General features: G+C 52.6%; 22 protein-coding genes. 14 read left to right on the top strand and 8 right to left on the bottom strand.

Annotated elements, in window-relative coordinates; genetic code table 11:
• Positions 1-103 precede the first annotated feature (103 nt).
• From NEA10_RS00630 to NEA10_RS00620, 3 genes are all read left to right on the top strand, one after another.
• On the top strand, positions 104-1561 hold the full coding sequence (locus NEA10_RS00630; RefSeq protein ID WP_252663311.1) for a phospholipid carrier-dependent glycosyltransferase: 1458 nt from the start codon (positions 104-106) through the stop codon (positions 1559-1561).
• A 122-nt stretch (positions 1562-1683) separates the two neighbouring features.
• Positions 1684-3618 carry a putative glycosyltransferase family protein gene (locus NEA10_RS00625; RefSeq protein ID WP_252663310.1) on the top strand — a complete coding sequence of 645 codons (1935 nt, stop codon included), beginning with the start codon at positions 1684-1686 and terminating at the stop codon, positions 3616-3618.
• A 24-nt stretch (positions 3619-3642) separates the two neighbouring features.
• Positions 3643-5811: a CHASE2 domain-containing protein gene (locus NEA10_RS00620; RefSeq protein WP_252663309.1), complete on the top strand. Its 2169-nt coding sequence runs from the start codon at positions 3643-3645 to the stop codon at positions 5809-5811.
• A gap of 77 nt (positions 5812-5888) precedes the next feature.
• Here NEA10_RS00620 and NEA10_RS00615 read toward each other — a convergent pair whose 3' ends face one another.
• Positions 5889-6116 carry a DUF6761 family protein gene (locus NEA10_RS00615; protein WP_252663308.1) on the bottom strand — a complete coding sequence of 76 codons (228 nt, stop codon included), beginning with the start codon at positions 6114-6116 and terminating at the stop codon, positions 5889-5891.
• A gap of 223 nt (positions 6117-6339) precedes the next feature.
• Here NEA10_RS00615 and NEA10_RS00610 point away from each other — a divergent pair, with 223 nt between their 5' ends.
• Positions 6340-7191 carry a response regulator transcription factor gene (locus tag NEA10_RS00610; protein ID WP_252663307.1) on the top strand — a complete coding sequence of 284 codons (852 nt, stop codon included), beginning with the start codon at positions 6340-6342 and terminating at the stop codon, positions 7189-7191.
• A gap of 167 nt (positions 7192-7358) precedes the next feature.
• Here the strand turns inward: NEA10_RS00610 and petL are convergent, their stop codons facing one another.
• On the bottom strand, positions 7359-7454 hold the full coding sequence (gene petL, locus NEA10_RS00605) for a cytochrome b6-f complex subunit PetL (protein ID WP_074162883.1): 96 nt from the start codon (positions 7452-7454) through the stop codon (positions 7359-7361).
• A gap of 45 nt (positions 7455-7499) precedes the next feature.
• On the opposite strand from petL, the gene aroB reads away from it, so the two are divergent.
• Complete coding sequence (aroB, locus tag NEA10_RS00600) at positions 7500-8615, top strand: 3-dehydroquinate synthase (RefSeq protein ID WP_252663306.1); 1116 nt, start codon at positions 7500-7502, stop codon at positions 8613-8615.
• Between the two features lie 173 nt (positions 8616-8788).
• Here aroB and malQ read toward each other — a convergent pair whose 3' ends face one another.
• Positions 8789-10300, bottom strand: a complete 1512-nt coding sequence (gene malQ, locus NEA10_RS00595; protein ID WP_252663305.1) for a 4-alpha-glucanotransferase — start codon at positions 10298-10300, stop codon at positions 8789-8791.
• A gap of 91 nt (positions 10301-10391) precedes the next feature.
• On the opposite strand from malQ, the gene NEA10_RS00590 reads away from it, so the two are divergent.
• A complete protein-coding gene (locus tag NEA10_RS00590) occupies positions 10392-10826 on the top strand; it encodes an NUDIX domain-containing protein (protein ID WP_252663304.1) in 435 nt (144 codons plus the stop codon).
• 6 nt (positions 10827-10832) lie between these two features.
• Here the strand turns inward: NEA10_RS00590 and NEA10_RS00585 are convergent, their stop codons facing one another.
• Entirely contained in the window at positions 10833-11549 is a 717-nt protein-coding gene (locus NEA10_RS00585; protein ID WP_252663303.1) for a class I SAM-dependent methyltransferase, read from the bottom strand.
• Positions 11550-11697: 148 nt separating this feature from the next.
• Between NEA10_RS00585 and NEA10_RS00580 the strand changes: the two genes are divergently transcribed.
• The 5 genes from NEA10_RS00580 to NEA10_RS00560 all read left to right on the top strand — a co-directional run bounded on the left by NEA10_RS00580 (position 11698) and on the right by NEA10_RS00560 (position 16409).
• Positions 11698-12867 (top strand): class I SAM-dependent methyltransferase, encoded by a 1170-nt coding sequence (locus NEA10_RS00580; RefSeq protein WP_252663302.1) that lies wholly within the window; start codon positions 11698-11700, stop codon positions 12865-12867.
• A gap of 40 nt (positions 12868-12907) precedes the next feature.
• Positions 12908-13150 carry a DUF3134 family protein gene (locus NEA10_RS00575; RefSeq protein WP_252663301.1) on the top strand — a complete coding sequence of 81 codons (243 nt, stop codon included), beginning with the start codon at positions 12908-12910 and terminating at the stop codon, positions 13148-13150.
• Between the two features lie 70 nt (positions 13151-13220).
• Positions 13221-14348 (top strand): phospho-N-acetylmuramoyl-pentapeptide-transferase, encoded by a 1128-nt coding sequence (mraY, locus tag NEA10_RS00570; RefSeq protein ID WP_252663300.1) that lies wholly within the window; start codon positions 13221-13223, stop codon positions 14346-14348.
• A 131-nt stretch (positions 14349-14479) separates the two neighbouring features.
• On the top strand, positions 14480-14968 hold the full coding sequence (locus tag NEA10_RS00565; protein WP_252663299.1) for a DUF3038 domain-containing protein: 489 nt from the start codon (positions 14480-14482) through the stop codon (positions 14966-14968).
• Positions 14969-15032: 64 nt separating this feature from the next.
• Entirely contained in the window at positions 15033-16409 is a 1377-nt protein-coding gene (locus NEA10_RS00560; RefSeq protein WP_252663298.1) for a DUF4335 domain-containing protein, read from the top strand.
• Positions 16410-16593: 184 nt separating this feature from the next.
• Here the strand turns inward: NEA10_RS00560 and NEA10_RS00555 are convergent, their stop codons facing one another.
• On the bottom strand, positions 16594-17250 hold the full coding sequence (locus NEA10_RS00555; RefSeq protein WP_252663297.1) for an alpha/beta hydrolase: 657 nt from the start codon (positions 17248-17250) through the stop codon (positions 16594-16596).
• Positions 17251-17265: 15 nt separating this feature from the next.
• The gene (locus tag NEA10_RS00550; protein WP_252663296.1) at positions 17266-18012 is read right to left on the bottom strand and encodes an alpha/beta hydrolase; all 747 of its coding nucleotides are present in this window, start codon (positions 18010-18012) and stop codon (positions 17266-17268) included.
• 948 nt (positions 18013-18960) lie between these two features.
• On the opposite strand from NEA10_RS00550, the gene NEA10_RS00545 reads away from it, so the two are divergent.
• From NEA10_RS00545 to NEA10_RS00535, 3 genes are read left to right on the top strand one after another with little or no spacing between them, the layout of a single operon-like run.
• Positions 18961-20394 carry a cytochrome ubiquinol oxidase subunit I gene (locus tag NEA10_RS00545; RefSeq protein WP_252663295.1) on the top strand — a complete coding sequence of 478 codons (1434 nt, stop codon included), beginning with the start codon at positions 18961-18963 and terminating at the stop codon, positions 20392-20394.
• A gap of 9 nt (positions 20395-20403) precedes the next feature.
• Positions 20404-21417: a cytochrome d ubiquinol oxidase subunit II gene (cydB, locus tag NEA10_RS00540; protein ID WP_252663294.1), complete on the top strand. Its 1014-nt coding sequence runs from the start codon at positions 20404-20406 to the stop codon at positions 21415-21417.
• A 59-nt stretch (positions 21418-21476) separates the two neighbouring features.
• Entirely contained in the window at positions 21477-22121 is a 645-nt protein-coding gene (locus NEA10_RS00535; RefSeq protein ID WP_252663293.1) for a Uma2 family endonuclease, read from the top strand.
• Positions 22122-22349: 228 nt separating this feature from the next.
• Here NEA10_RS00535 and NEA10_RS00530 read toward each other — a convergent pair whose 3' ends face one another.
• A complete protein-coding gene (locus tag NEA10_RS00530) occupies positions 22350-23201 on the bottom strand; it encodes a formylglycine-generating enzyme family protein (protein ID WP_252663292.1) in 852 nt (283 codons plus the stop codon).
• A 48-nt stretch (positions 23202-23249) separates the two neighbouring features.
• Entirely contained in the window at positions 23250-23537 is a 288-nt protein-coding gene (locus NEA10_RS21050; RefSeq protein WP_374111827.1) for an SUMF1/EgtB/PvdO family nonheme iron enzyme, read from the bottom strand.
• Positions 23538-23563: the final 26 nt, after the last annotated feature.

Here is a 23563-nt window from a genome sequence, read left to right as displayed (position 1 = left end):
GACCTTGTCCTCCTCTAACCCCTCCTCCCCTCCCTCCCTTGCACCCAGCCGGCCGTCATTTCTGCCTCAAGCTTGGCGCAGACGCCATTTGAGTTTGGGGCTATTGCTGATTTTTGTCCTCTCCCTAGGGCTGCGATTTTGGCAACTGAATCGTCTCAATACCCTAATTTTTGACGAAATCTATTTCGCCGATCATGGCTTTAGCTATTTAAAACAACTGGACTTATTTGATGTCCATCCTCCCCTGGGGAAATATTTTCTGGCTCTAGGAATCTGGATTCATGCTCATCTCTTTGGGGGAGGTGAGGCATTTCGAGCCGCCAGCGAAGTGGGCGACCTCGATGCCATGGCCTATCGCTGGTTGAATGCCCTCACTGGCTCACTCATTCCCCTCCTCGTCGGAGCGATCGCCTACCAATGGACCCATCGCGATCGCCTCACCCTCCTAGCCGCCGGCTTCACAGCCCTCGATGGCTTACTCCTCGTTGAATCTCGCCTCAGTTTAATCAACGTCTATTTACTCTTTTTTGGACTTTTAGGACTCTGGTGCTTCGGTCAAGCCCTAACCCAAAACCTAGACTTTAAATGGCTCATCGCCACTGGGCTATTCTTGGGAGCCTCTGCCTCAGTTAAATGGAACGGACTCGGGTTTTGGCTAGGATTTATTCTCCTATACTCCTTTGCCTGGATACTCGAAGAAATAAAATATTGGCGACCTCCAAAACTCCAAGAACAGAAGAAAGAACAAGCAAGTCAAACTATTCAAGTTCCTGTAGACTCTCAAAAAAATGGTCATCGAGTCATTCAAGATAAAACTCGAAAAACAAACAAAAATAAAACTAAAAGCAGAGAAAATTTATTCCATCAACTAACCCAAATTGACTTTTTAAAGCTTGGCTTTAGTTTCGCGTTTGTTCCATTTGTATTCTATAGACTCCAATGGATTCCCCACCTACAACTGCACCCCAACTTCACCTTTCTCGAAATGCAGCGGCAAATTTTAGGCTACCACGAAAGTATCGATAGCACCGTTGACGTGCATCCCTACTGTTCCCCCTGGCACAGTTGGATTTGGATGCGTCGTCCCGTCGCCTATTACTTCGATCGCCCCCAGGTGAACGGAGAGAGTGTCATCGTCGATATCCATGCCATGGGCAATCCCATCCTCTGGTGGCTTTCCACCCTAGCCATCTGCGCCCTCATTGGCACCTGGTTATCCACCCTAGGAGACTGGTGGAACCAAGACCCCATCAACACCCGCCAATGGTGCTTCCATACCTTTCTCATCAGTCAATACCTTGCCAACTTCCTCCCCTGGGCCGCCGTCTCCCGCTGCACCTACATTTACCATTACATGGGCGCCTCCCTAATCGCCTTTCTCACCCTAGCCTGGTGGGTTGACCTCAGCTTAAGCAAACGACATTGGCTCTGGCAGGTTCTCAGTTGGAGTGCGATCGCCCTCATCATCGCCGGCTTCATCTTCTGGCTTCCCATCTACATCGGACTCCCCCTCTCCCCCGAAGCCTTCCACCGCCGCATGTGGTTCAGATCCTGGTACTGACCCCCTGAGCGATGCGTTCCGGCAAGTTTGAATCGATAGGCCTGGGTCAAAACCCCTCCTGATGCCGGGACGCATCCTACCTCTTCTTCCCCCTGTTCCCTGTCCCCTGTTCCCTGTTCCCTATGATTCGCCCCTGGCAAAGTTGGCTCATCCTCAGCGCCGTCATTCTCATCGCCACCGCGCCGATGCTAGAGCGTAGCTACCCCATCACCCATTCCACCCACTTTAATCTCAGTTGGGCCCTGCAATATCAGTATCAATTTTTTGCCGGACAAGCCTATCCCCGCTGGCTAGAGTTCTCCAACTTTGGCTTTGGCAATGCCACCTTTGTCTTCTATCCTCCCCTGTGCATGGTCGCCACCCTACCCTTTCGGGCCCTAGGACTGGGGCTGGTGGGGTCTCTCATTGCCAGTATGGCCCTAGCCATGCTGGTCTTCGGCGGCGGCTTATATCGTTATAGCGATCGCCTCTTCCCCCGCTGGATTGCCATCCTCGTCGCCGCCCTTGGCATCCTCTCCCCCTATTTCCTCGTCGATATCTATCAACGAGGCTCCCTGGGAGAAGTCTGGGCGATCGCCCTCCTACCCTGGATTATCCTGGCCACAGAAAACCTCGTCGAGAGAGTCAACAGTGAACCCCGCCCCCCAGTCCCCACCGAAGCCAACTCAAACCAGGACCATGACTTAGACAACGACCGAGATGATTCCCCAGAGTCCCCAACATCCTGGCGGGAGCGCCTGAAAACTGGCATAACTCTCCTCAATCGCCCCAGTTTAGAACTCATCTTCTCCTACAGCCTCTTAGTTCTCTCCCACCTCCCCACATTACTCCTATTTACCCTGGTCTGGTTGCCCTTTCCCCCCTGGATCGCCGCCCCTGGCCGACGGCGCAAGGCCCTAATCTACTGTTATGGAGCTGTTTTCCTCTCCTTTTGCCTAACCGCCTATTACCTCATTCCCGTCGTCCTCGACGGCGGTTCCGTACAACTGCGGGCCCTCTATAGTTCTGCCGACTACCTGCCTCAAAATCGCCTCCTGTGGTCAGGAATCTGGCAACTGCGGCCCCAACTGACCCAACATTGGTTCGATCGCGGCTTAATTCCTCTTTGGGGACTATTCATCACCGTCACCCTAGCCGCTGCCATGGCCACTGGGGTCATCACCTGGGGACAGCGGTGGTGGGGGAAACTCCGCCAACCGCGCCACTTGCATCTTCAGGGCTATTGGCTCTTTGCCAGTGCAGTGGGCCTTGGGATGACAACAGATCTCTTGGGTTGGCTCTATGAACGGACCTATATCCTACAAGGCATTCAATTCTCCTGGCGTTGGCTAGCACTTCCTTCGGTCTATGTGCCCCTACTACTGGGCTACTGGCTCAGCCATAGCCAGGGACACCAACCCCAGCATCCCCTGCGGCGTGGGGCAATGGCCCTAATGATGGGAGTCTGGGTGATGGTCATTCTCAGTCAAATCATCCAGGGCATCGTCATTGCTGAACGTGCCGTCTATGACCCCAGTAACATCGCTCAATTTGCCCGCTTAGGCCAAAGTAAAACCGTCCCCGAAACCTATACCCTCCCCCCAGGAGAGCCATTTCTGCACTGGCATTGGCGACGGGGACAACAACTGGCTCTGGTGGATGTCTACGAATATCGGGCCAAATGGGTAAACTTAGAGATGCCACCCCCGAACGAGTATCCCCTGTTAATTTGGCAAGATGGTACAGAGGAGGGTTTAGTCCGCGATCGCTGGGGCCTTGGGGAACGAGTTTTTTCCGCTGAGAATACCACTGTGATTTCCCAAGCCGTTGAACTCCGCAGCCTCGACTATCCCGCCTGGTTTGTTCGTCTCGATGAGGGAGCCTGGAGACGAGTCGACCATACCCCCGATGGACGCATCCAAGTTTGGATTCCGCCAGGATTACATCAGGTCACTGTTCGCTATCAGGGAACCTTTGCCGAGCAATTTGGACTCATGGTGAGTCGTGTAACGGCCCTATTGCTTCTCATTCGGGTATTCTCAAACCTGATCCTCAAGCACCGCTCCCGTTTTGTTTAACCCTGCTTTATCATCCTAAGGATCATGTGGTCAGCCTTTAAACAACGTTTTGCCAAGCCCGCCTTGGAGTTATCCTCATCCCAAGGCTATAAAATTCTGGCCGCGACGGGGGTTGCCGTTTTTGTGATCCTGCTGCGAGCTGTGGGACTCTTACAAGGCGCGGAATGGGCCATGTCCGACCTATTCTTGCGATCGCGCCCTGAACAGGAGACAGATGAGCGTCTATTAGTGGTGGGAATTGATGAAGAGGATCTGCGCCAAGTGGGAAGCTGGCCCATCTCCGATGCCATTTTAGCGGATGTCATTCGCCGTTTAGACGAGTTCAATCCTCGGGTAATTGGCTTAGATCTCTACCGGGATTTAGCGATCGAACCGGGCCATGAGGAACTGGTTGCCTTATTTGAGCAACAAGAGAACCTCATCGGGATTGAGAAGCTCGAACCTCAATACTCGTCCCACGTGTCACCCCCGCAAGCTCTGAAAGAACGGGGGGCTGTAGGCTTTAATAATACGTTGGTGGACGCCGATGGGGTGGTTCGTCGCAGTTATCTGTTTTTGCGCGATTACGAGGGAACCCTGCATCGTAGCTTTGCCCTCAAGTTGGCTCTACTGTATTTAGAGCAGGAAAACATCACCCCCACCGCCGGACCCAATGGCGACATGCAGTTAGGTGCGGCTGTAATTCCCCAATTTGAACCCAGTGATGGCCCCTATATACGAGCCGATGCCCGTGGCTATCAGTTTATAGTCAACTACCGCGGCCAGCACACTCGCATTCCCACCGTCTCCTTACGAGAGGTCTTAAATGGAGAGGTGTCGGAGGAGAAGATTCGCGATCGCGTCGTCTTGATTGGTTCTACGGCGGCGAGTCTGCGGGATGTCTTTATTACACCTTACAGTCGCAGTCTCCTGGAAACCCAGACAGAGGTTCCCGGGGTATTGCTGCAAGCCGAGTTTGTGGGCCAGATTCTCGATGCGTCTCTGGAAGGACGACAGTTTATATCCTTCTGGCCCAAGCTGCTGGAAGTCGTCTGGATTGTCTTCTGGGCTTGGGTAGGAGCGTTGATTAGTTGGCAGTTACAATCCGTACGGCGATCGCTCGGGGCCTTAGTGGTGGCCCTGTTGCTGCTGACCGGAACCGCCTACTGGGCCTATAGCCTCAATCTCTGGATTCCCATCATTCCACCGATTTTATCCCTCACGGGAGCCACGGCCATGGTGGTTAGTTATTTGGCCTATCTCAGTGACGAATTACGCCGCTCTAAGGAATTTTTGCAGAGTATCATCAACACCATCCCCGATCCCATTTTTGTCAAAGATACGAACTTGCGGTCTGTGGTGTTGAATCAGGCCTATAGCGACCTCGTGGGATATCCCCTCAAGACTTTGCTCAATCGCTCTGAGTTTGAGATGTTCCCCCAGGAGCAGGCCGAAGCCTTCCGACAAGAAGATGAGCGTGTCTTGCAAACCGGGGGCGATCGCGAAACGGAAGAAACCCTAACTGACGCCCAAGGAAACATTCACATTCTCGCCACCAAGCGATCGCTCCATGCCGACGGTGCAGGCAACCACTTTCTCATTGGTGTGATTCGGGATATTACCGAACGCAAGCTTTTAGAAGACCAACTTAAACAAGTTGCCGCTGAGTTAGCCCAGTCTAATGCCGCCTTAAAACAGGATGCAAACCATGACGAATTAACAGGACTGCCAAACCGAAAGCTTTTTCAAGAGCGTCTTAAACAATCCATAGAATGGGCAGAAAAACATGAAAAATTCGTGGGTGTCATGTTTTTAGATCTCGACGGCTTCAAAGAGGTTAATGATACCCTCGGTCATGCTTCTGGAGATATCTTACTTCAGCATGTCGCCAACCGCCTCAGTGGAAGTTTACGAGGAAGCGACACGGTAGCTCGCTTGGGAGGAGATGAGTTTACCGTCGTTCTTCCTGGTATTCCCAGCATCACTGATGCTGAGCGAGTGGCTCAAAAAATTGTTAAAACTCTGTCAGATCCCTTTGAACTAGAGGAGGGAACCGTCTCAGTTACAACCAGTTTAGGAATTTGTCTGTATCCCACCCATGGCGATCAGCTCGATGCTCTCATTCATTTAGCAGATGAGGCAATGTTTGAGGCTAAGAAGCAAGGCAAAAACTGCTACTGCATTGCCCCCATTGACTCAGATATTCAAGCCTAACGCCCCGCCAAGTCCCGCAAGCCGCCAAGGATTGCGTTCTAGGCTAAGACGCTCCCCCATCCCCAGCGTTAACCGGATTAGTAGTAGGGAACTTCAAAATTTGAGGGGTCTTGGATAAAGCGTAAGGCCTCCTCCTCAAGACGGTGAATCAAAATCGGCTCCAGGCTTTTATCCTGGCGCAGAGCGCTTAAATAACCATCTAAGTAAAGTCTGAGATCATCAGTACGATATCCCCGACTCCAGAGATTGGTAAAGCGGTCAGTCAGGGCTTGGTAATGCCGGATTGTCAGGGTATTTTGCAACATGGCTAAGCAGGGTAACAGGAGGACGAATTGACCAGGGACAGGGACGACCCCTAGGGAGCCACCCCCTACGTTTAGGGTAGCAGAAAGTGTCCCGGCCCGTCCTTGACCGAGATCACTGCTCAACGTCACGTAACAGGAGTTACAGAACCATGACAAAGCCTTTGCTAGGTTAGGGTTGGTTCTAGTTTTCAACTGCTCAAAAACTGCGGGGGTATAGTTTGTCGTGAGTTCTGTTTGCATTCAAATAGTTGAAGGAAACCCTCAACTGCGATCGCTCTTAGGTTGGCATCTTCAGCAGGCCGGATACAGCGTGTGTCAGTCCGCAGACCTCCGACACGCTCAAGATGTCTTCTATCATCGTCAACCGACGTTAGCTATTGTCGACTCAGATCTGCCCGATGGAGATGGGGTTGAATTTGCCCATTGGCTTTATCAGCAGCATCAATGTCTGGTCCTAATGCTTTCAGCGCGCAGTAATGAAGCGGATGTGGTCACCGCCCTCAAGGCGGGAGCCGACGATTATATCTGTAAACCCTTTGGGATGCAGGAGTTTCTAGCCCGAGTCGAGGCCTTATTGCGCCGTCACCGAGCGATGGCACCTCCGGCCCATCTGGAGTACGGGGATCTGAAAGTGGATATCGTGCAGCGCCGTGTCCGGTATCAAGACCAACCCATCGAACTGACACCCCAGGAATTTAGTTTGCTCTATGTGTTAGCTCAGGCCGGAGGAACCCCCCTGAGTCGTTCAGAATTATTACAACGAGCCTGGCCCGATGCTATCGACAATCCCCGGACCATTGATACCCATGTCTTGTCCCTACGGAAAAAAATTGAACGAGATCCCCGCCAACCGAACTTAATTCAAACCGTTCGCAACGTTGGCTATCGATTCAACCTAACTGGGGCAGAATCTTCCCCAGAACAGTCAGCCACTCAAGACTTCCAGGAGGCCTATAAAGCCAACAGTCATAGCCTTAATGGCTTAAATCCCACCAACCCCCTATCGGTGTCTGGCAATGGAAAACGAGGTGTTGTTCCCCAATCCTCCACAGTTGGTCATTCCGTGAGAGGGTAATGCAACGTCGCAGATCTATTCAACTCTTACCAAAATCCCATAGAATGCTAAAACAGAAAGACGCGATCAATCCCTGATCGCGTCTTTCGTCTGTTCCATGGCCTTGGTGAGGGTCAGGCATGAGTGGCGATCGCCCGTTCCAGTTATACCCAAGCCATGGGAGCGGACTAGATCAATTTGACGGCCCGCAGTCCGAGCAGTAACACCACAGCTAATGCGAATGCACCACCGACCATGAGCAGATATGCCACAACACCAGACATAAGGTTATCTCCTTTTTCATAAATACCTATTTGCCTTATTAAACCATGACGCAGTCCGTTATTCCTGTGAACTTGCCTCAAAACGCTTACGAGATCGCCTTGGCCTCCGATAGCCTAGATCGCTTAGGGTCCTGGATTAAATCCCTCAATCTCGGTCGTAAGCTGATGCTGGTATCCAATCCTACGGTATTTGGCTATTACGGTAAACGGGCAGTGGCTAGCTTAGAGACGGCCGGCTTTGAGGTTCACCATCATCTCTTCCCCGATGGAGAGGAATACAAAACCCTAGACGCCGTCTCCCAACTCTACGATGCGGCCTTAGAGGTAGGACTGGAGCGCAACTCCACCTTCATTGCCCTCGGTGGGGGGGTTGTCGGAGATATGACCGGTTTTGCCGCAGCCACCTGGTTACGGGGGATTAACTTTATCCAAGTCCCAACCACCCTCCTGGCCATGGTGGATGCCTCCATCGGCGGCAAAACCGGGGTGAATCATCCCCAGGGCAAAAACCTCATCGGGGCCTTTTATCAACCCTCCCTGGTGCTGATTGATCCCATCGTTCTGGGAACCCTTCCCGAGCGAGAGTTCCGAGCTGGCATTGCCGAGGTGATTAAATATGGCGTGATTTGGGATGCTGACTTATTCCGTCAGTTGGAAGCCGCTAAACGTCTAGCCAGCCCCAGTGATATCTCCAATCAACTTCTCCATGAAATCCTCATGCGCTCCTGTCAAGCCAAGGCGGAGGTCGTCAGTCAAGACGAAAAAGAAGCGGGATTACGGGCCATCCTCAACTACGGACATACCATCGGTCACGCCGTAGAGAGTTTAACCGGTTACACCGAACTTCTCCATGGGGAAGGGGTCGCCATTGGCATGATTGCTGCCAGCCGTTTAGCCCTAGCCCTCAACCTTTGGTCTGCCGAGGAGGATGCCCGTCAAGCCCAAGTGATTGGTAACGCCGGACTTCCCACCACCATCCCCCCAGGTGTTGACATCGATGCGATTCTCGCCAAGCTACAAACCGATAAGAAAGTCAAAGACGGACAAGTTCGCTTCGTCCTCCCCACTAGCATCGGCCATGCCATCGTCAGCGATCGCGTCCCCCCCGACCTCATCCACGAGACCCTAGCCAGTTTACAAAAAGAGACAGTTCAAACATGACACATAAAACAGTTTAAGTATTTACAGTACAAGCTTTTTATGCTTCAAAAACGTCCTGTTCTTACCGACTTTAATTTCAAAGAACCAGGCAAGAAAGAGGAGAGTTCTCTCTCCCCTCCTCTTCCTCCGTGTCCTCGGGCACGCCACTTGCGGATTGCCCCTACGTGGTTGACCTAAGACCGAGGTCCGCGGCCATAGACCATCGTATAGAACCGTAGGCGATCGCGCAGTTCATCAGTGAGGTCTTCCGCCTGATAGCGCCATTCCCAGTTGCCCTCAGGAGAACTCGGGGCATTCATGCGGGCCTCTTCCCCGAGTCCCAACAAATCCTGGAGAGGGAACACCGCCTGATTAGCATTGGTACTCAGGGCCAAACGAATCAAATCCCAATGGAAGCCTTCACCACGGGTACAGCCAAGATAGTCCCAAACCCGTTGATTATCCGCCTCACTGCGGCTGTTATACCAGCCCATGGTGGTGTTATTATCATGAGTTCCGGTGTAGACCACAAAGTTATTCGACCCATAATTAAAGGGCAAATAGGGATTATCCCAGCCCGAGTCAAAGGCAAAATGAAGAATTTTCATGCCCGGAAAGCCAAACGTATCCCGTAAGGCTTCCACTTCCGGGGTAATAATCCCCAAATCTTCCGCCACAATCGGCAGTTCTCCCAACTCGGCCTTCAGCTTCTCGAAAAACTCATAGCCGGGGGCCTCCACCCATTCCCCATTCATCGCCGTCGTATCCTCACCGGGAACCGCCCAATAGGCCTCAAACCCTCGGAAATGGTCAATGCGAATCAAATCCAGGCGATCGAGGACCGCATGGAACCGTTGCATCCACCAGGCTAAATCCGTTTCCAGAAGTTTCTCCCAGTTATAAATGGGATTCCCCCAGAGTTGACCCGTTTCACTGAAATAATCCGGAGGAACCCCAGCCATCAGGGACGGTTTCCCCGTTTCCTCATCCAAACAGAAGATTTCTCGATGGGCCCAGACATCAGCACTATCATGAGCCACATAGAAAGGGATATCGCCAAACATCTGCACCTGGCGATCGTTGGCGTATTGCTTGAGATCAGACCATTGCTGGAAAAACTCAAATTGTAGATACTTGCGGAAATCAATCTCCTCCGCCAGTTCATCCCGCCATTTATCCAAGGTGGTCGGATCACGCTTAGCGACGGGTTCATCCCATTCATGCCAACTGGCGTTATCGAAAACCTGTGTTTTCAGGGAGATAAAGAGAGCATAGTCATCCAGCCAATGAGCCTTATCCTTGCAAAACTCCACAAACTCTTCTTGTTGATCCGATGAGGCGCGACTGCGGAAATTTCTGTAGGATTTCCGTAGCAGACGAGTTTTCACTTGATCGACCCCATCAAAATCAACGCGATCGCCCTGAGACTCCGGGGCCTCATCCAAATCAGCATCCGTCAGGAGACCATCATCGCGCAACCTCTCCAGACTGATTAACAGGGAATTACCTGCCATCGCCGAATAGGACATATAAGGGGAATTGCCATATCCCGTCGGGCCGAGGGGGAGGATTTGCCACAACTGTTGACCACTCCCCTCCAGGAAATCCACAAAGCGATAGGCTTCCGGGCCTAAGTCACCAATCCCAAAACGACCGGGTAGTGAGGTCGGGTGTAATAAAATTCCACTAGCTCTCGGAAATGGCATAATCGTTAACTGTCTTGGCGTTCAACAAAAAGTTCACTTGACTCTAACACGACCCCTCCGGGGAAACTGTCTTCATTTAGTCTTAAATTTAATGCCGGAATATCGTAACCCCGCCCCAACTGTCGATTTATTGATTGAACTGAGCGATCGCCCCCAACGGCCCATCGTCCTGGTTGAGCGGCTCAATCCCCCCTATGGCTGGGCCCTTCCGGGGGGATTTGTGGATTATGGGGAGTCCGTGGAAACAGCGGCGCGACGGGAGGCGAAAGAGGAAACAGGCCTCACGGTGGAATTACTGGAACTGTTCCATGTCTACTCCAACCCCGATCGCGATCCCCGCAAGCATACCCTCAGTGTGGTCTTCCTGGCGACGGCCTGCGGAACCCCCCGGGCGGGAGATGATGCTAAACATCTTCAGGTGTTCCAGCCTTGGGAGATTCCCCAAAATCTCTGTTTTGACCACGATCGCATCCTCGGAGACTATCTCAAGTATCGCTTCCACCGCCTACGCCCCCGCCTCGACTAACCCGGCTTATCCCTCAATGACGGGAGCCTGGCAAATCCAGACGCAATCACGAGGAACGCTGCTGGTGTCTTTGAGCAACACCTGATAGTTGAGTTCTTGGAGAAACTTCTCCATAATCTCATTGGTCATCACGGAGAAGGCAGAACCATGCCGTTTACCCATTAAGTTAATATCCAGTTCCTTGAGGAATTTCTGCCAGCCCAACTCACTCAGGACATTGGTATGATGAAACACACAAAGGCGATCGCCCCGCAAGAGTCGGGGAATTTGTCGCAGATAGTTAAAAATATCCCTCGGTTCCACATGAACCATGGTGTCGTAGCAAAAGCAGACATCCACAGAATGAGTCGCTAACGGTTCCAGGCTGATGCCATCGAGTTTACAATACTCCACTCGCTCGTTCCCTAACCGCGCTTGGGTTGCATCGAGCATCTTTTGGGAGATATCGGCACAGATTAAACCCTGGGCGTATTTCAGCAATAAGGCGCTGGTTTTACCTCCACCCACGCCAATTTCTAGCACCACCTGATCTGAGCGAATATAGGGAGCGATAAACTGTTTCTCAATGAGGGCTTCATACTCCCCCAAGGAGGTGGCGGCTCCCGCCCCTTGACCGGCCCACTCGTCGCCGATATACTCCAGCTCGGGATGAATGGTTTGCCAGGCTTGGGCGTAAGAGTCCCAAGCGCCTTCGTAATCAATACCTTCTTTTGGACTGTCCATGGAGAGTTGCCTGTAACGGTAATCAACAGCCCCGCTCTCAGAGTCGGAGTCTGACACAGCCCATGATAAACGCCCAGGGAAGCTTCTGACCCTCAATGCGCTACGATGGTTGCGGCGACCCTCCTGCCCAACTCCTTGAATGCTCCTGATGACTGCTTCTTCTAATCCTGAGTTAGTTGCTGCGATTCGCGACCAAATTCTCCACAGCCCCCAACAGCGCATTTCCTTTGCTGACTATATGGCGGCGGCCCTCTATCATCCTCAGCATGGCTATTATTCCCGGGGCGCGAAGCTCGGAGCTAGGGGAGATTTTGTCACCTCCTCTCATTTAAGTGCTGATTTTGGTGAGTTATTGGCGGAACAGTTGATTGAAATTTGGACAGTTCTCGGCTGTCCTCAGCACTTTGATGTGGTGGAAATGGGAGCGGGTCAGGGTATTTTGGCGGTTGATATTTTGCGATTTATCAGTCAAAAAAAGTCGGATTTTTTTAAAGCAATTACCTATACTATTATTGAGAAGTCAGCCGTATTGCGTCAGCAGCAACAGCAAATTCAAGGAGCCAATCTATCTTGGAAAACCTGGGACGACCTTGCTGATGAATCTCTGGAGGGCTGTTTGTTTTCCAATGAGTTAGTTGATGCCTTTCCCGTCCATCGCTTAAGACGAGACCAGGGACAATGGCAAGAATGTTATGTGAGTTGGGACAAGGGGGCCGGCTTTCAGGAGGAACTTGGTCCCCTATCAACCCCTGCCTTAACTCATTATTTTGAGCAAGTGGGGGTGAACTCGGAGAACTTCCCGGACGGCTATACCACGGAGGTCAATTTGGCGGCCTTATCGTGGTTGGAGACTCTGGCCCGGAAACTGAAACGAGGCTATGTCATCACCATTGATTATGGCTATGAGGCTCAGCGTTACTATCATCCTCAGCGATCGCAGGGCACTCTACAATGCTATCGCCAACATCGCCATCATGATGACCCCTATTGTTTTGTGGGGGAACAGGATATTACGGCCCATGTGGACTTTACCGCTCTGCAACGTCAGGGCGATCGCAGCGGTTTAGACGCTGAAGGATTTACCCCCCAGGCGTTATTCTTAATGGCCCTGGGATTGGGCGATCGCCTGGCGGCCCTCGGTCAAGGGAACCAGACGGCAACGGGAGCGGATATTATCCGGGTGATGCAGCGTCGAGAGGTGTTACATGGTTTATGTGATCCTCAAGGCCTTGGCGGCTTCGGAGTTTTAGTCCAATCTAAAGGACTCAGGAGCGATCGCCCCCCCTTAAAAGGACTCACCATTCCCAGAATGGCCTAGAATCAGAAAGGTCTATGCGTCGAAAAATCCCAAACAGCCCATGATTGATCCGATGAATCCCTCCCTGCGTCAACTTCCCCGCCATGAACAGGCTGAGTTGATTCCCGCCAATAATGAAACCTCTCTTTTAGAATGGCTCCAGGCCACCGGACGCTTAATTCCTCGGGATGAAGAGGAACGCTCCGCCCGTAAAGAAGAACTCGAAGAATTAGGCCTGATTGGCGAAGATGAGGACGGGTATGGGGATACGGATACCGACGATAGTGATGACGACGACGTCTAGCCTCGGTGCTATCATCCCCCCCGAGTTTGGCTGAGCCTAACCAAGCGCCACTGTGTCATGAGGAATCGTTGTGGAGACTAAAGTATCGAGATCAGACCGAGGAATCCTGCGCGGAACTAGCCTTTCATGGGGGTTGGCGCTGCTTCTGGCCCTAGGGGCGATCGCCCTCGATAGTTATCGTGGCAACTGGCAGGCTCTGGGGAACTCCCTCACCCTCCCCTGGCTACTCACCGCCCTCGCCTCAGCTCTGATGGGCCGTTGGGGCGTGCCTCAGTTACGCCAACTGAAGCTGAAACAGAGTATCCGTCAAGAAGGACCTCAGGCCCATTTAAAAAAGGCGGGAACTCCAACGATGGGGGGCATTCTCTTTGTCCCCGTAGCCGTGGCGATCGCCCTGGTTTGGGCCTATCTCAGCCCCGGCATCACCGGAGAAGCCCTAACTGCTCTCTGGGCCGTCTCCCTCCTCACCTTAGCCTACGGGTTTATTGGTTGGCTCGATGACTGGCAGGTGATTCGCCGTCGCTCCAATGACGGTATTTCCCCCCGAACCAAGTTATCCCTACAAATTGGCATCGCCTTCCTCTTTTGTGCTTGGGCCAAACTCAACCCCGACTTTTCCACCCAGACAACCATTGAGTTTCCCGGTGGTTGGCTCTTACCCCTAGGGACATTTTTCTGGATTGTGGCCGGCTTTGTCTTGACGGCCGAAAGCAATGCCACTAATCTCACCGACGGGTTAGATGGCTTAATGGGGGGAATCGGGGCGATCGCCTTCTTAGCCCTAGGGGCCATGGTCACCCCCACCTATCCCAGTTTAGGACTCTTCTGCGCCTGTTTCAGCGGCGCCTGTCTAGGCTTTCTGGCCCATAACCGCAATCCTGCCAAGGTCTTCATGGGAGACACCGGTTCTCTGGCCCTCGGCGGCGCCTTAGCCAGTGTAGGGATTTTAGGCAATGTCCTGTTTGGCCTATTCCTCCTCAGCGGGGTCCTATTCGCCGAAACCCTGTCGGTCATCCTACAAGTCAGTTATTACAAAGCCACCAAAAATCCCGATGGCGTCGGCAAACGTCTGTTTAAAATGACACCCCTGCACCACCATTTTGAGTTATCAGGATGGTCAGAACTCCAAGTCGTCTCCCGCTTTTACGGCGTCAGTCTCATCCTAGCCCTACTCGCCCTGCTGCTGAACGCCGCCTAAGCAGCAGATGCGTTCCGGCAGTTTTGACGTGATGGACCGAGGTCACAACCCCTACAGATGCCGGGACGCATCCTACCGTTGTTGCCTATTGCCTTCTTCCCCCTGTTCCCTGTTCCCTGTTCCCTCTCCCCGTGACAACCCCCCAGCTTCACCTTGATTTAACCCTACTGGCCCTACAAGCCCTGGCTAATCTTTCCAATGAAGACATTTGGGCAACCGTGGTAAGCTTGAGACTGGAGCTGGACTTGGGCGATCGCCAGAGTTGGGAACAGTTACGGCAGGGACACCCCGCCCTAACCCAAAAACTGACGCAGCAGCGACAACAACTGATTCTGAGTCAGATCATTTGCACATTGGCTCAGGAACACCAGGAGACCATTCGCCGAGCAATTGCCCTGTTAGAACAATATACTCAGCTAGAACGTCCCGCACGAGAAGCGGTTCTTCTGTCTGAGTATTTACAACGGTTTAAACAGGGCTATCTACAACGGTCTCTGGGAACCCTGAAGTTAACCTTAGTGGAGTCCTTAGCCCTAAAGTTGTTAGTGGATCTGTTGTTTTATAGTAGTCCCAATGGCGATCGCTATTTGTCGTGGGGACTGGATGTCGGCTCTCCCTAAAGATGCCGTAATGCTCCACCTGAGGAGCGTTTGTCTCAATGATTCTGACGAATGGAGGTCAGCGATGGCAGAGGGTCACTGGTCTGGACGGATGTGGTCAACGCGGTTAGAACGCTCATATACCCCTCCCACCTGTCGCTTAACAGTGGTGGGACGGCGATCGCTCTGGTCGTCTCGCCAACGACCCCGGTTGTTGAATGTGCGCTTTGAGTTGCGATTAGATGACCCCCGTTTGCCTGACCAAGACCAGAAACGGGTCTCTGGAGATCAGGCGCAATTATTCCATCTCAGCCAATTGGTATGTAGCTACGTGCAGGGGGTCTTAAGCCAATCTCATGAGTACTTAGAAGCCCTGTCTTCCCCTCTAACGCCATCCTATGGTACAGAAGGGCAACGGGGGGCGATGACCCAGCCAGTGGGGACGACCATCGCCGCCATATCTCCCCCTCGGGCCGCCACCTACATGGAACCTCAGGGCTTAACGGCTCATAATTTAGTCTTAGGAACCCTGGCCACCCCAGACAGTGGGCCGGTAATTCGTCTGGGAACCCTACAACTGTTTGACGTCCTCTGCGCGTTAGAGAGTTTTTTGACGGATTGGGAATCGTGGTGGGGCCAGAACCCGGAGAAGGACGGCCTCCCAGGTTGGCTGAGTCCCTTAGTTGGGCTCGTGGCGACGGGGGGGTTAGTGGTCGCCTTAGCTCCCTTGGCTGAGAATCCCCCCTCCCAAGACCCCACGTCTTCGTCTCCCTCAGCCACTCTAAATCCCTGGGACTCTCTAGGGGATGTCTTCGGTCAGACGATGCTGGGCAGCCTAAACGCTCAATCCTTGGCCCCACCTGAGACGCGGCTAACTCCTCCTCCACCGGCGATCGCAGAGTTACCGCCCCTAAGTCAGGGTACAGCCCCCCCTCCAGATCGGGTCACTCCCCTCGATATTGCCCCACCCGGCCAAACCCTGCCCCCTTCCCCTCCAGGGTCCAGTGAGACTCCCCGTGTGTCTGGGGCCTCCCCTGATGGCTCCGGAGTCCCGGATTTACTGTTTGAACAACCCCTGTCTGGACCCGAAGCGGCTCCTTGGGTTGATTTCTCCCAAATTCCTGAGCCAGAACCCTTTGTGCCTCTTACCCGTCCCAATGGGGTGGGGGATGACCGGGAGACGGTGTTTGATGTAGTGCCTCAGGTGACAGAGGTGCGCCGCTATTTTCAACAACGCTGGAGCGTTCCTGAGGGCTTAAATCAAAGTTTAGAATATACCTTAGTCTTGGATGAATCAGGAACCCTGACCCATGTTTCCCCCTTGGGCCGTTCAGCCGTTCAGTTCCAAGGCTACAGTCAAATTCCTGAACTGGGACAACCCCTCGCGTCTCCCCATGACAGTCCTCTGCGGTTACGGCTGGTGTTGAGAGAAGATGGGGAGGTGAAGGTGTTTGGGCAGTAGGGCCCTTTCCATGGGCCAGCAAAAATCCCGACGTTCTAACCATGAACATCGGGATTGTGACGGGGCGATCGCAATGAACAAACCAGATAAGACGGTAACAAGAGGCTAAACTCAGGCCCAACGAGGGTTTGCCTAGTTTGACATTAATTATTCATGGCGATCGCGACTGAGGTAAACCTGAGGGTTAGTCTCGCTGAGCTGGCTCACAGACTAAACTATCAATCAGATCCTGGGCGATGGCGATTGGACCGGCGAGGCGATCGCCAATGTCGTTGATGACATTAACCACGTCCTGAGCATTTCCCCGCAATCTAAACCCATCAATATACAAATCTGGGTTGGGATAGTTTTGCAGAAACTGCAACAGGGAAATGCGACCATCGCCGCTGACCGAGTTAATTAAGGCAGCCCGCAGAGACTGAATTTCGGCCACCCTAGCCCGATTGTGGAAAACTTGTCCAAGTTGGAACAAGACATATTCCCCAGGAAGGGTATAGGTCACATTATCGATGAAGCGTAAGCTGACACCAATTTCCTGGGTCAAAATCGCTTGCAGGTCTTCCCCCGACAAATTGGATTGATTGGCCACGAACCGCAAAACCGAAGCATCACGGGGGATGACTCCCGTTTCCGCAACTTCTTCTAACTGAGAAATCGGGATACTGCGGTCAGCGGGACCGTAGGTGACCACAAGCCGTTGAGCGGCATTGGCACGGCCCATCCCCAGCGTCGCCACCATCAGTCCTGCCCCTAGACCGCATAGGGTTGCCCAAGAGCGGCGAGGTACGGATGGCTTCGGGGCTGAAGCAGGCTTCGAGCCTAAACCATTTCGATTGAACATAAGAACCTCTGGGGTTTAGTGGACAGGAGTTTGAGCAAATTGCGAGTGAGAGGGTTCTAAGATTAAGCCCGAGTCAGAGCGGTAGACCTCCAAGTCGTTGCCCTCGACTTCAAGAGTGGCAACCGGCTCACTCTCCCCAGGGAGATCACTTTGGCTGCGAGGTTCGCAAACAAAGTCTTGTAAGAGGTCACGAATCACGTTCAAGGCCGGCTCGATTTGGTTAACAAACAGGTCTACATCGCGGACAACCCCTTGCAAGCCTGTCGCGTTGACCCGTACCACCGGCTCGGGAAAGGCTTCGAGCAAGGTCAGAAACGAGACAAACTCGTTGGTCTCGTAAACGTTGATCAGCGCACTACGCAGGGAGTCAATATTATCGGTGTCGTCAGCACTGCTGATAACACGGTTGAGTTGCAGCACCACAAACTCCCCGGTGCTACTGTTGAGGAAGTTGGCAATGTCCTGACGCAGACGCGAACCCAAGCGCACTTCTTGGGTCAGAGCGGCTTGTAAGACGTTGAGAACATCCTGGGCAGCGTCTTGCAGGATATCGTCCTGGTCAACTAGGAGTTGTTCCAATTCGGGAAGGTCACCGGTACGCCCGAAGTTGAGGATGTCGTCGAGGGTGACGGTAACTTCGTCTTGGTTGTAGCGGATGATAATGGTTTCAAGGGCTTCAGCAGGGGCGCTCCACAGCAGAAGCATAGCTCCAGCACCGGCAGCTAGGGTGCGACCGAGCGATGGCGAGAGAAGTTTAGTCATGGGTTCAAATGGGGTGCGGATGGGTTTCATGATGCTACCGTGTTTGAAAAACAAGATCTCAATTGGGCTTGTTACCGCAGCGTGTCGGTTTGAGTCTATATCTGGCTCTCTCAAAAGTCAATCCGGTTGCCGAAACATATTAAAGATTACCAGACATCCTGCCTGGTGAGCTTGTGACACTTATATAACCGCCTTGTTTCCGCTGTTAATTTTTTTATCGTTTTGCAACTTTGCCGCCCCAGTTGGGAACAGTTAAGGGCTAGGTTTCGTCTCTGGGCCATTCTGAGGTGAGGCGGGAGTCCGTTGAGGTTTTCTAGAGAGATAACACGAGACCCGGTAGGGGAAATCATCAACATCTCCTCCGTCTCAAAATTTCCTGAATCCAGGGCTAATGGGCAGTACATATTAGATTTTGGCAGTCTTCTGGGTTCAGAGTGATCGGAAAAATGCATGGCGAATCCTATCTGCTGCGGTAGGGACAGACAGCTCCGTGACCCTCCTTTGCCCCTAGGAAAAATTTCTATTGGAAGGGTTAGGGGGTGGGTTTCTCCAAGTTGAGGTCAACTTAACTTAGAACTCTCTAATAAAGGTGAATTTAGAAACACCTTGAGTAACTTCTCTTCAGTTCAATTTAGCTGACTGAGATGAGCTAAACTTCATTTCGGGAATAGTCCTAATTTAGACCTTTTACTTCAGTGTTTGAACTCCTTGTTTGTATCCTGTTTTTGATAGAGTTGCCAGGGCGATCGCTCCCCGAAACCCAGCTACAACAAGGTACAGCCCACCAGAACGATTGTCATCCTCCCTTAGATAGAGATGAATCATATCATCACTAGCCTATCAGGAATCTTTGACCTGTTGTCATTCCATTTTTTGAGCCGTTTGCGATATAACAAGTAGGGGAGAAATTCTCCCGCGCGCTGCACGCCTCATCCGAGACTTAAGATTATGGAGTTTCTCCAAGACACCTTAGTGTTATCGCGGATACAATTTGCCTTAACCGCGATTTTTCATATGCTTTGGCCCATCCTAACCACAGGCATGGCCATTTACCTAGTTATCGTCGAAGGACTCTGGTTACGAACCCGGAACCCCGACTATTACCACCATGCTCGCTTTTGGGCTAAACTCTACGTCCTCAACTTCGGCATCGGCGTCGCCAGTGGCGTTCCCATGGAATTTCAATTTGGAACCAACTGGGGCCCCTTTTCCGAAGCCGTCGGCGACTTCTTCGGCAGTATTCTCGGCTTTGAAGCCTCCATGGCCTTCATGCTCGAAGCCGGATTCCTGGGTATCATGCTCTTTGGCTGGGAGCGAGTTCCCCCCGTGATGCACTACCTCTCGACGATTATGGTGGCCTTTGGGGCCAACCTCTCCACCTTCTGGATTCTCACCGCCAACTCCTGGATGCAAACCCCCGCCGGTGGGGAAGTTGTCGAAGGGAAATTCGTCGTCAGCGACTACTTCCAAGCTATCTTCAACCCCTTTATGGTCAACAGTGTCGCCCATACCTTCCTGGCGACTCTGGAAACCTCCCTCTTTGTCATTGGTGGGATTAGTGCTTGGTACCTGCTGCGGGGACGACATCCGCAATTCTTCAACCGTTCCCTGAAAATCGCCCTCGCCGCGACCATCGCCGTGGCCCCCCTACAAATTTATGTGGGTCACCTCAACGGGGAACAAGTCTACGAACGACAACCGACGAAACTCGCGGCCATGGAAGCCCAATGGGAGACCATTCCCGCCGGACAAACGGCCCCCTGGAGTGTCTTGGCCCTGCCCAATGTGGCCGCTGAACGCAATGATTGGGAACTCTCGATTCCCAATGGTTTGGGCTATATCCTGGAACTGAAGCCAACCCTCTCGAAACCGGTTCTCGGTTTGAAAGAATGGCAGCCCGAAGACCGTCCCTCAATGGTGGGACTGGTGTACTACGCCTTCCGCATTATGGTGGGGGTGGGGTTCTTTTTTGCTGGCTTGATGGGAGTAACGGTGATTCAATGGCTACGGGGAAAACTCAGCCCCGAGGAAATTGGTAAACAACGGCTGTTGCTGTGGAGTTGGATGTTTGCCGGTCCCCTGGGCTATTTGGCGGTGGAATCGGGCTGGATTGTCCGCTGTGTGGGCCGACAACCCTGGGTCGTCTATGGGGAGATTCGCACCGCTGATGCTGTCTCCAATGTGCCACCGGGGAACGTCGCTGGGTCCCTGACGATGTTTATTTTGGTCTATTCCCTGTTGTTTGTTGCTGCTCTCTATTTTGGAAGCCGCATCATCCGAAAAGGTCCAAATCTTGACCGTCCCCTTCCCGGTGCGATTACGGATTTAGCCACGAATCCCGCTGAACATAGTCCTGATAGTCGTCCAGCGGAGGCCAAATAGGAGTCAGTTATGGAAACGTTAGATTTTTTTCTCCCCCAGGTTTGGTTTGCCATTTTGGCTCTATTCCTGTTTCTCTATGTGATGCTCGACGGCTTTGATTTGGGGGTGGGGATTCTCTCCCTCACGGCTTCGACGGAAGAACGTCGTGGGATTTTAATGACCAGTTTGAGCAATGTTTGGGATGCTAATGAGACTTGGCTGGTGTTGATGGGTGGGGCGCTATTTGGGGCGTTTCCTCTCGCCTATGCCACCATTCTCAATGCTCTATATATTCCCATTTTGACCATGGTCTTTGGCTTTATTTTCCGGGCTGTGGCTTTTGAGTTTCGGGAACACGCCAATCGGAAGATTTTTTGGAATTATGCCTTTGGGATTGGCAGTTTTTTAGCCTCCTTAGGTCAGGGGTTTTCCCTGGGAGGGGTGTTAGGAGGAATTAAGGTGGACGAATTGGGTCATTTTACGGGTGGAACTTGGGATTGGCTGAGTCCTCAATCGCTGCTGGTGGCGTTAACCTTGATTCAGGGCTATGTGTTGATTGGTTCAACGTATTTGGTTTTGAAAACGGAGGGGGCGTTACAGGCGACGCACCGCAAAACGGCTAAGATTGCCGCGATTACGACGTTGGTGGGGGCGGTGGCGATTACCATTTCTACACCCATTTTTGTCCAGTATGCACGACAACGGTTATTTGACCCGCCTTTTGTCTATGTTTTTGCCGCGATTCCCCTAATTGGCATTTTCTTGATTTGGCGCTTATGGGTTAGTTTATCTCGGGAGCGAGATGTGGCACCGTTTGTCTTGACGATTCTGATTTTCTTGTTGACGTTTGTGGGGTTGGCGTTGGTGGTGTTTCCCTTTATTATTCCCACCAATATCACCATTTATCAGGCGGCTGCGAGTCAGAGTTCGTTGGTGTTCATGCTGATTTTTATTGGGGTGCTGATTCCGATTATGTTGTTCTACAACATTTATCAGTATGTGGTGTTTCGGGGTAAGGTGACGAGCAGTTATTATGGGGAATAGGGCAATCACAAGGGATTGCCCCGACGGTTGAAAATTCAAATCATGGGGGGAAGCTGAGGATGCTGGGAGTCACGAGTCTCCGCCAAATCAGGTTAGTTCCCGATAGTGCCATGGTGATGGCGGCCCCAACTTGGGCCGCCTATGAACATCTCCTACTGGATTTAGGGGACAATCGCCCCAGTCGGATTGCCTATGTTGGAGGAGAACTGGAAGTTCGGATGCCGGGTGTCTTGCATGAGTTGCTGAGTCGAGTCTTGGCGGCGATTGTTGCCACCTTGGCCGACGAATTAGGGTTAGAGTTCAATGATTTTGGTTCGGTACGCCTAGAAAATCCGACTTCCCAGAGTGCCGTTGAGCCAGATGGCTGTTTTTATCTAGAAAATGCCCAACAGGGCCAGGGATTCGCTGTGGATGTCTCAGCCATTGCCCCGGATTTAGTCATTGAGGTAGATATTGCCAGTCGTTCCCAGCGTCGGCTCCCCATTTATGCGCCGTTGGGGGTTCCTGAGATTTGGCTGTATCGTCAGGAACGGTTAGAGATTTTGCGACAGGTGGGGGGAGGCTATGAACCTCAAGGACATAGTGTTGCCTTTCCTGGGGTGACTGTCGTGCAACTGAATCAGTGGTTAGCATTGCGTCAGACGGGGACAGATTTAACGGTGATTCGTGCTGTGCGACAGTTTTGCCGCGAGGTGGGGGACTAGGGAGGGGAATCGGGAGAGGAGTCCAGCCAGTTGAGAGACCGAGTTTCTGGCAGAACCCCGGTCTCTGGTATTCGACCCCGGTCGTTAGGGGTTCTGGGAGGGGGTCGTGGCTGAGGGTCAGATAATCGGTGTCTGATGCTATTCGTTGGAAAAAAATAAAAAAAGGCGCGTTGCGCCGGGGGAAAAGAGGGCAAAGAATAAAGCGCCAAGGGACTGAGGGGTTAAGGACTAAGAAGAGTCCATCGCCCGGGGGACACGCCCCGCGACCACAGGCACACACACGACCCGAAAACCCCCGCTGAGGAAGCCACCGCGCGTATCGTTGAAGCGAATGGCGCAACGACAGCCCCTGGGATAGTTGAACCAGGACCCGCCGCGCAGCACTTTCTGGTTATTTTTAGAATCGTCATCAACCCAAGCACTCCCATCCTCTGGCGCCCCCTTATAGTTACGATGCCAGTCATCCTGACACCATTCCCAAACATTACCGTGCATATCATGCAAGCCAAAGTTATTGGGAGGAAACTGCCCAACCTCTGTGGTTTTACCTCGGGATTGACCCTTCACACCACGGCCATAAACTTTTGTGGCATTATAGTTTGCCAGCTCATCGGTCAAGGTTTCACCAAAATGAAATGGGGTTTGAGTTCCAGCTCGACAGGCATATTCCCACTCCGCTTCACTGGGGAGGCGGTAGCTACGTGAGGTTTTAACAGAGAGTCGTTGGCAAAACTCCACCGCATCCTGCCAACTCACCTGCTCAACGGGACGGTTCTCGCCCTTAAACTCAGATGGGTCTGGCTTCAGTTCCCGTTTTACCTCTGGATAGCCCACCACCAGGTGCCATTGGGTCTGGGTTATGGGATAGCGCCCCATAAAGAATGAGGGGACGGTGACGGAATGTTGAGGCTGTTCACTTTTACGGTTATGTAACTCATCCTCGGGTGCCCCCATGAGGAAGGTTCCCCCAGGAATCTGCACCATGTCTAAGCCAACTTCGTCGCTGAGGGGTTCACTGAAGTAGGTGGTGCGACGTTTTTCTCGATGGATGATGATACGGCGCTTGGGAGGGCTGTTCACGGTGTTGGCAGAAGCAAGAATGGGGGCGGGGCTGAAAGACTCTTCAGATTAAGACTTACCAAGCCAGTCAGCCCCTGGGATTTTTGGATGTTTGCACATCGCCGGAACGGGTCTGGACTCTTCAAGTACTCCCAACGGATTCCCACCCGTTAGTTCTGACAAGGAAGAGTGCATCGCCCGGGGGACACGCCCCGCGACCACAGGCACACACACGACCCGAAAACCCCTGTTGTTGTTGAAGTTATCGCGCGTATTGTTGTTGCGAATGGCGCAACGACAGTTCCTGGGATTGTTGTTCCAGGACCCGCCGCGCAGCAGCTTGATTGCCCGTCCCAATTTCTAGGGTACAAGCTGAATGGGGT

It is taken from the genome of Phormidium yuhuli AB48, assembly GCF_023983615.1.
Taxonomy (GTDB): Bacteria; Cyanobacteriota; Cyanobacteriia; order Cyanobacteriales; family Geitlerinemataceae; genus Sodalinema; species Sodalinema yuhuli.
The sequence above is the reverse complement of the archived record's forward strand: the minus strand, read 5'-3'. Positions and strand labels throughout refer to the sequence as shown.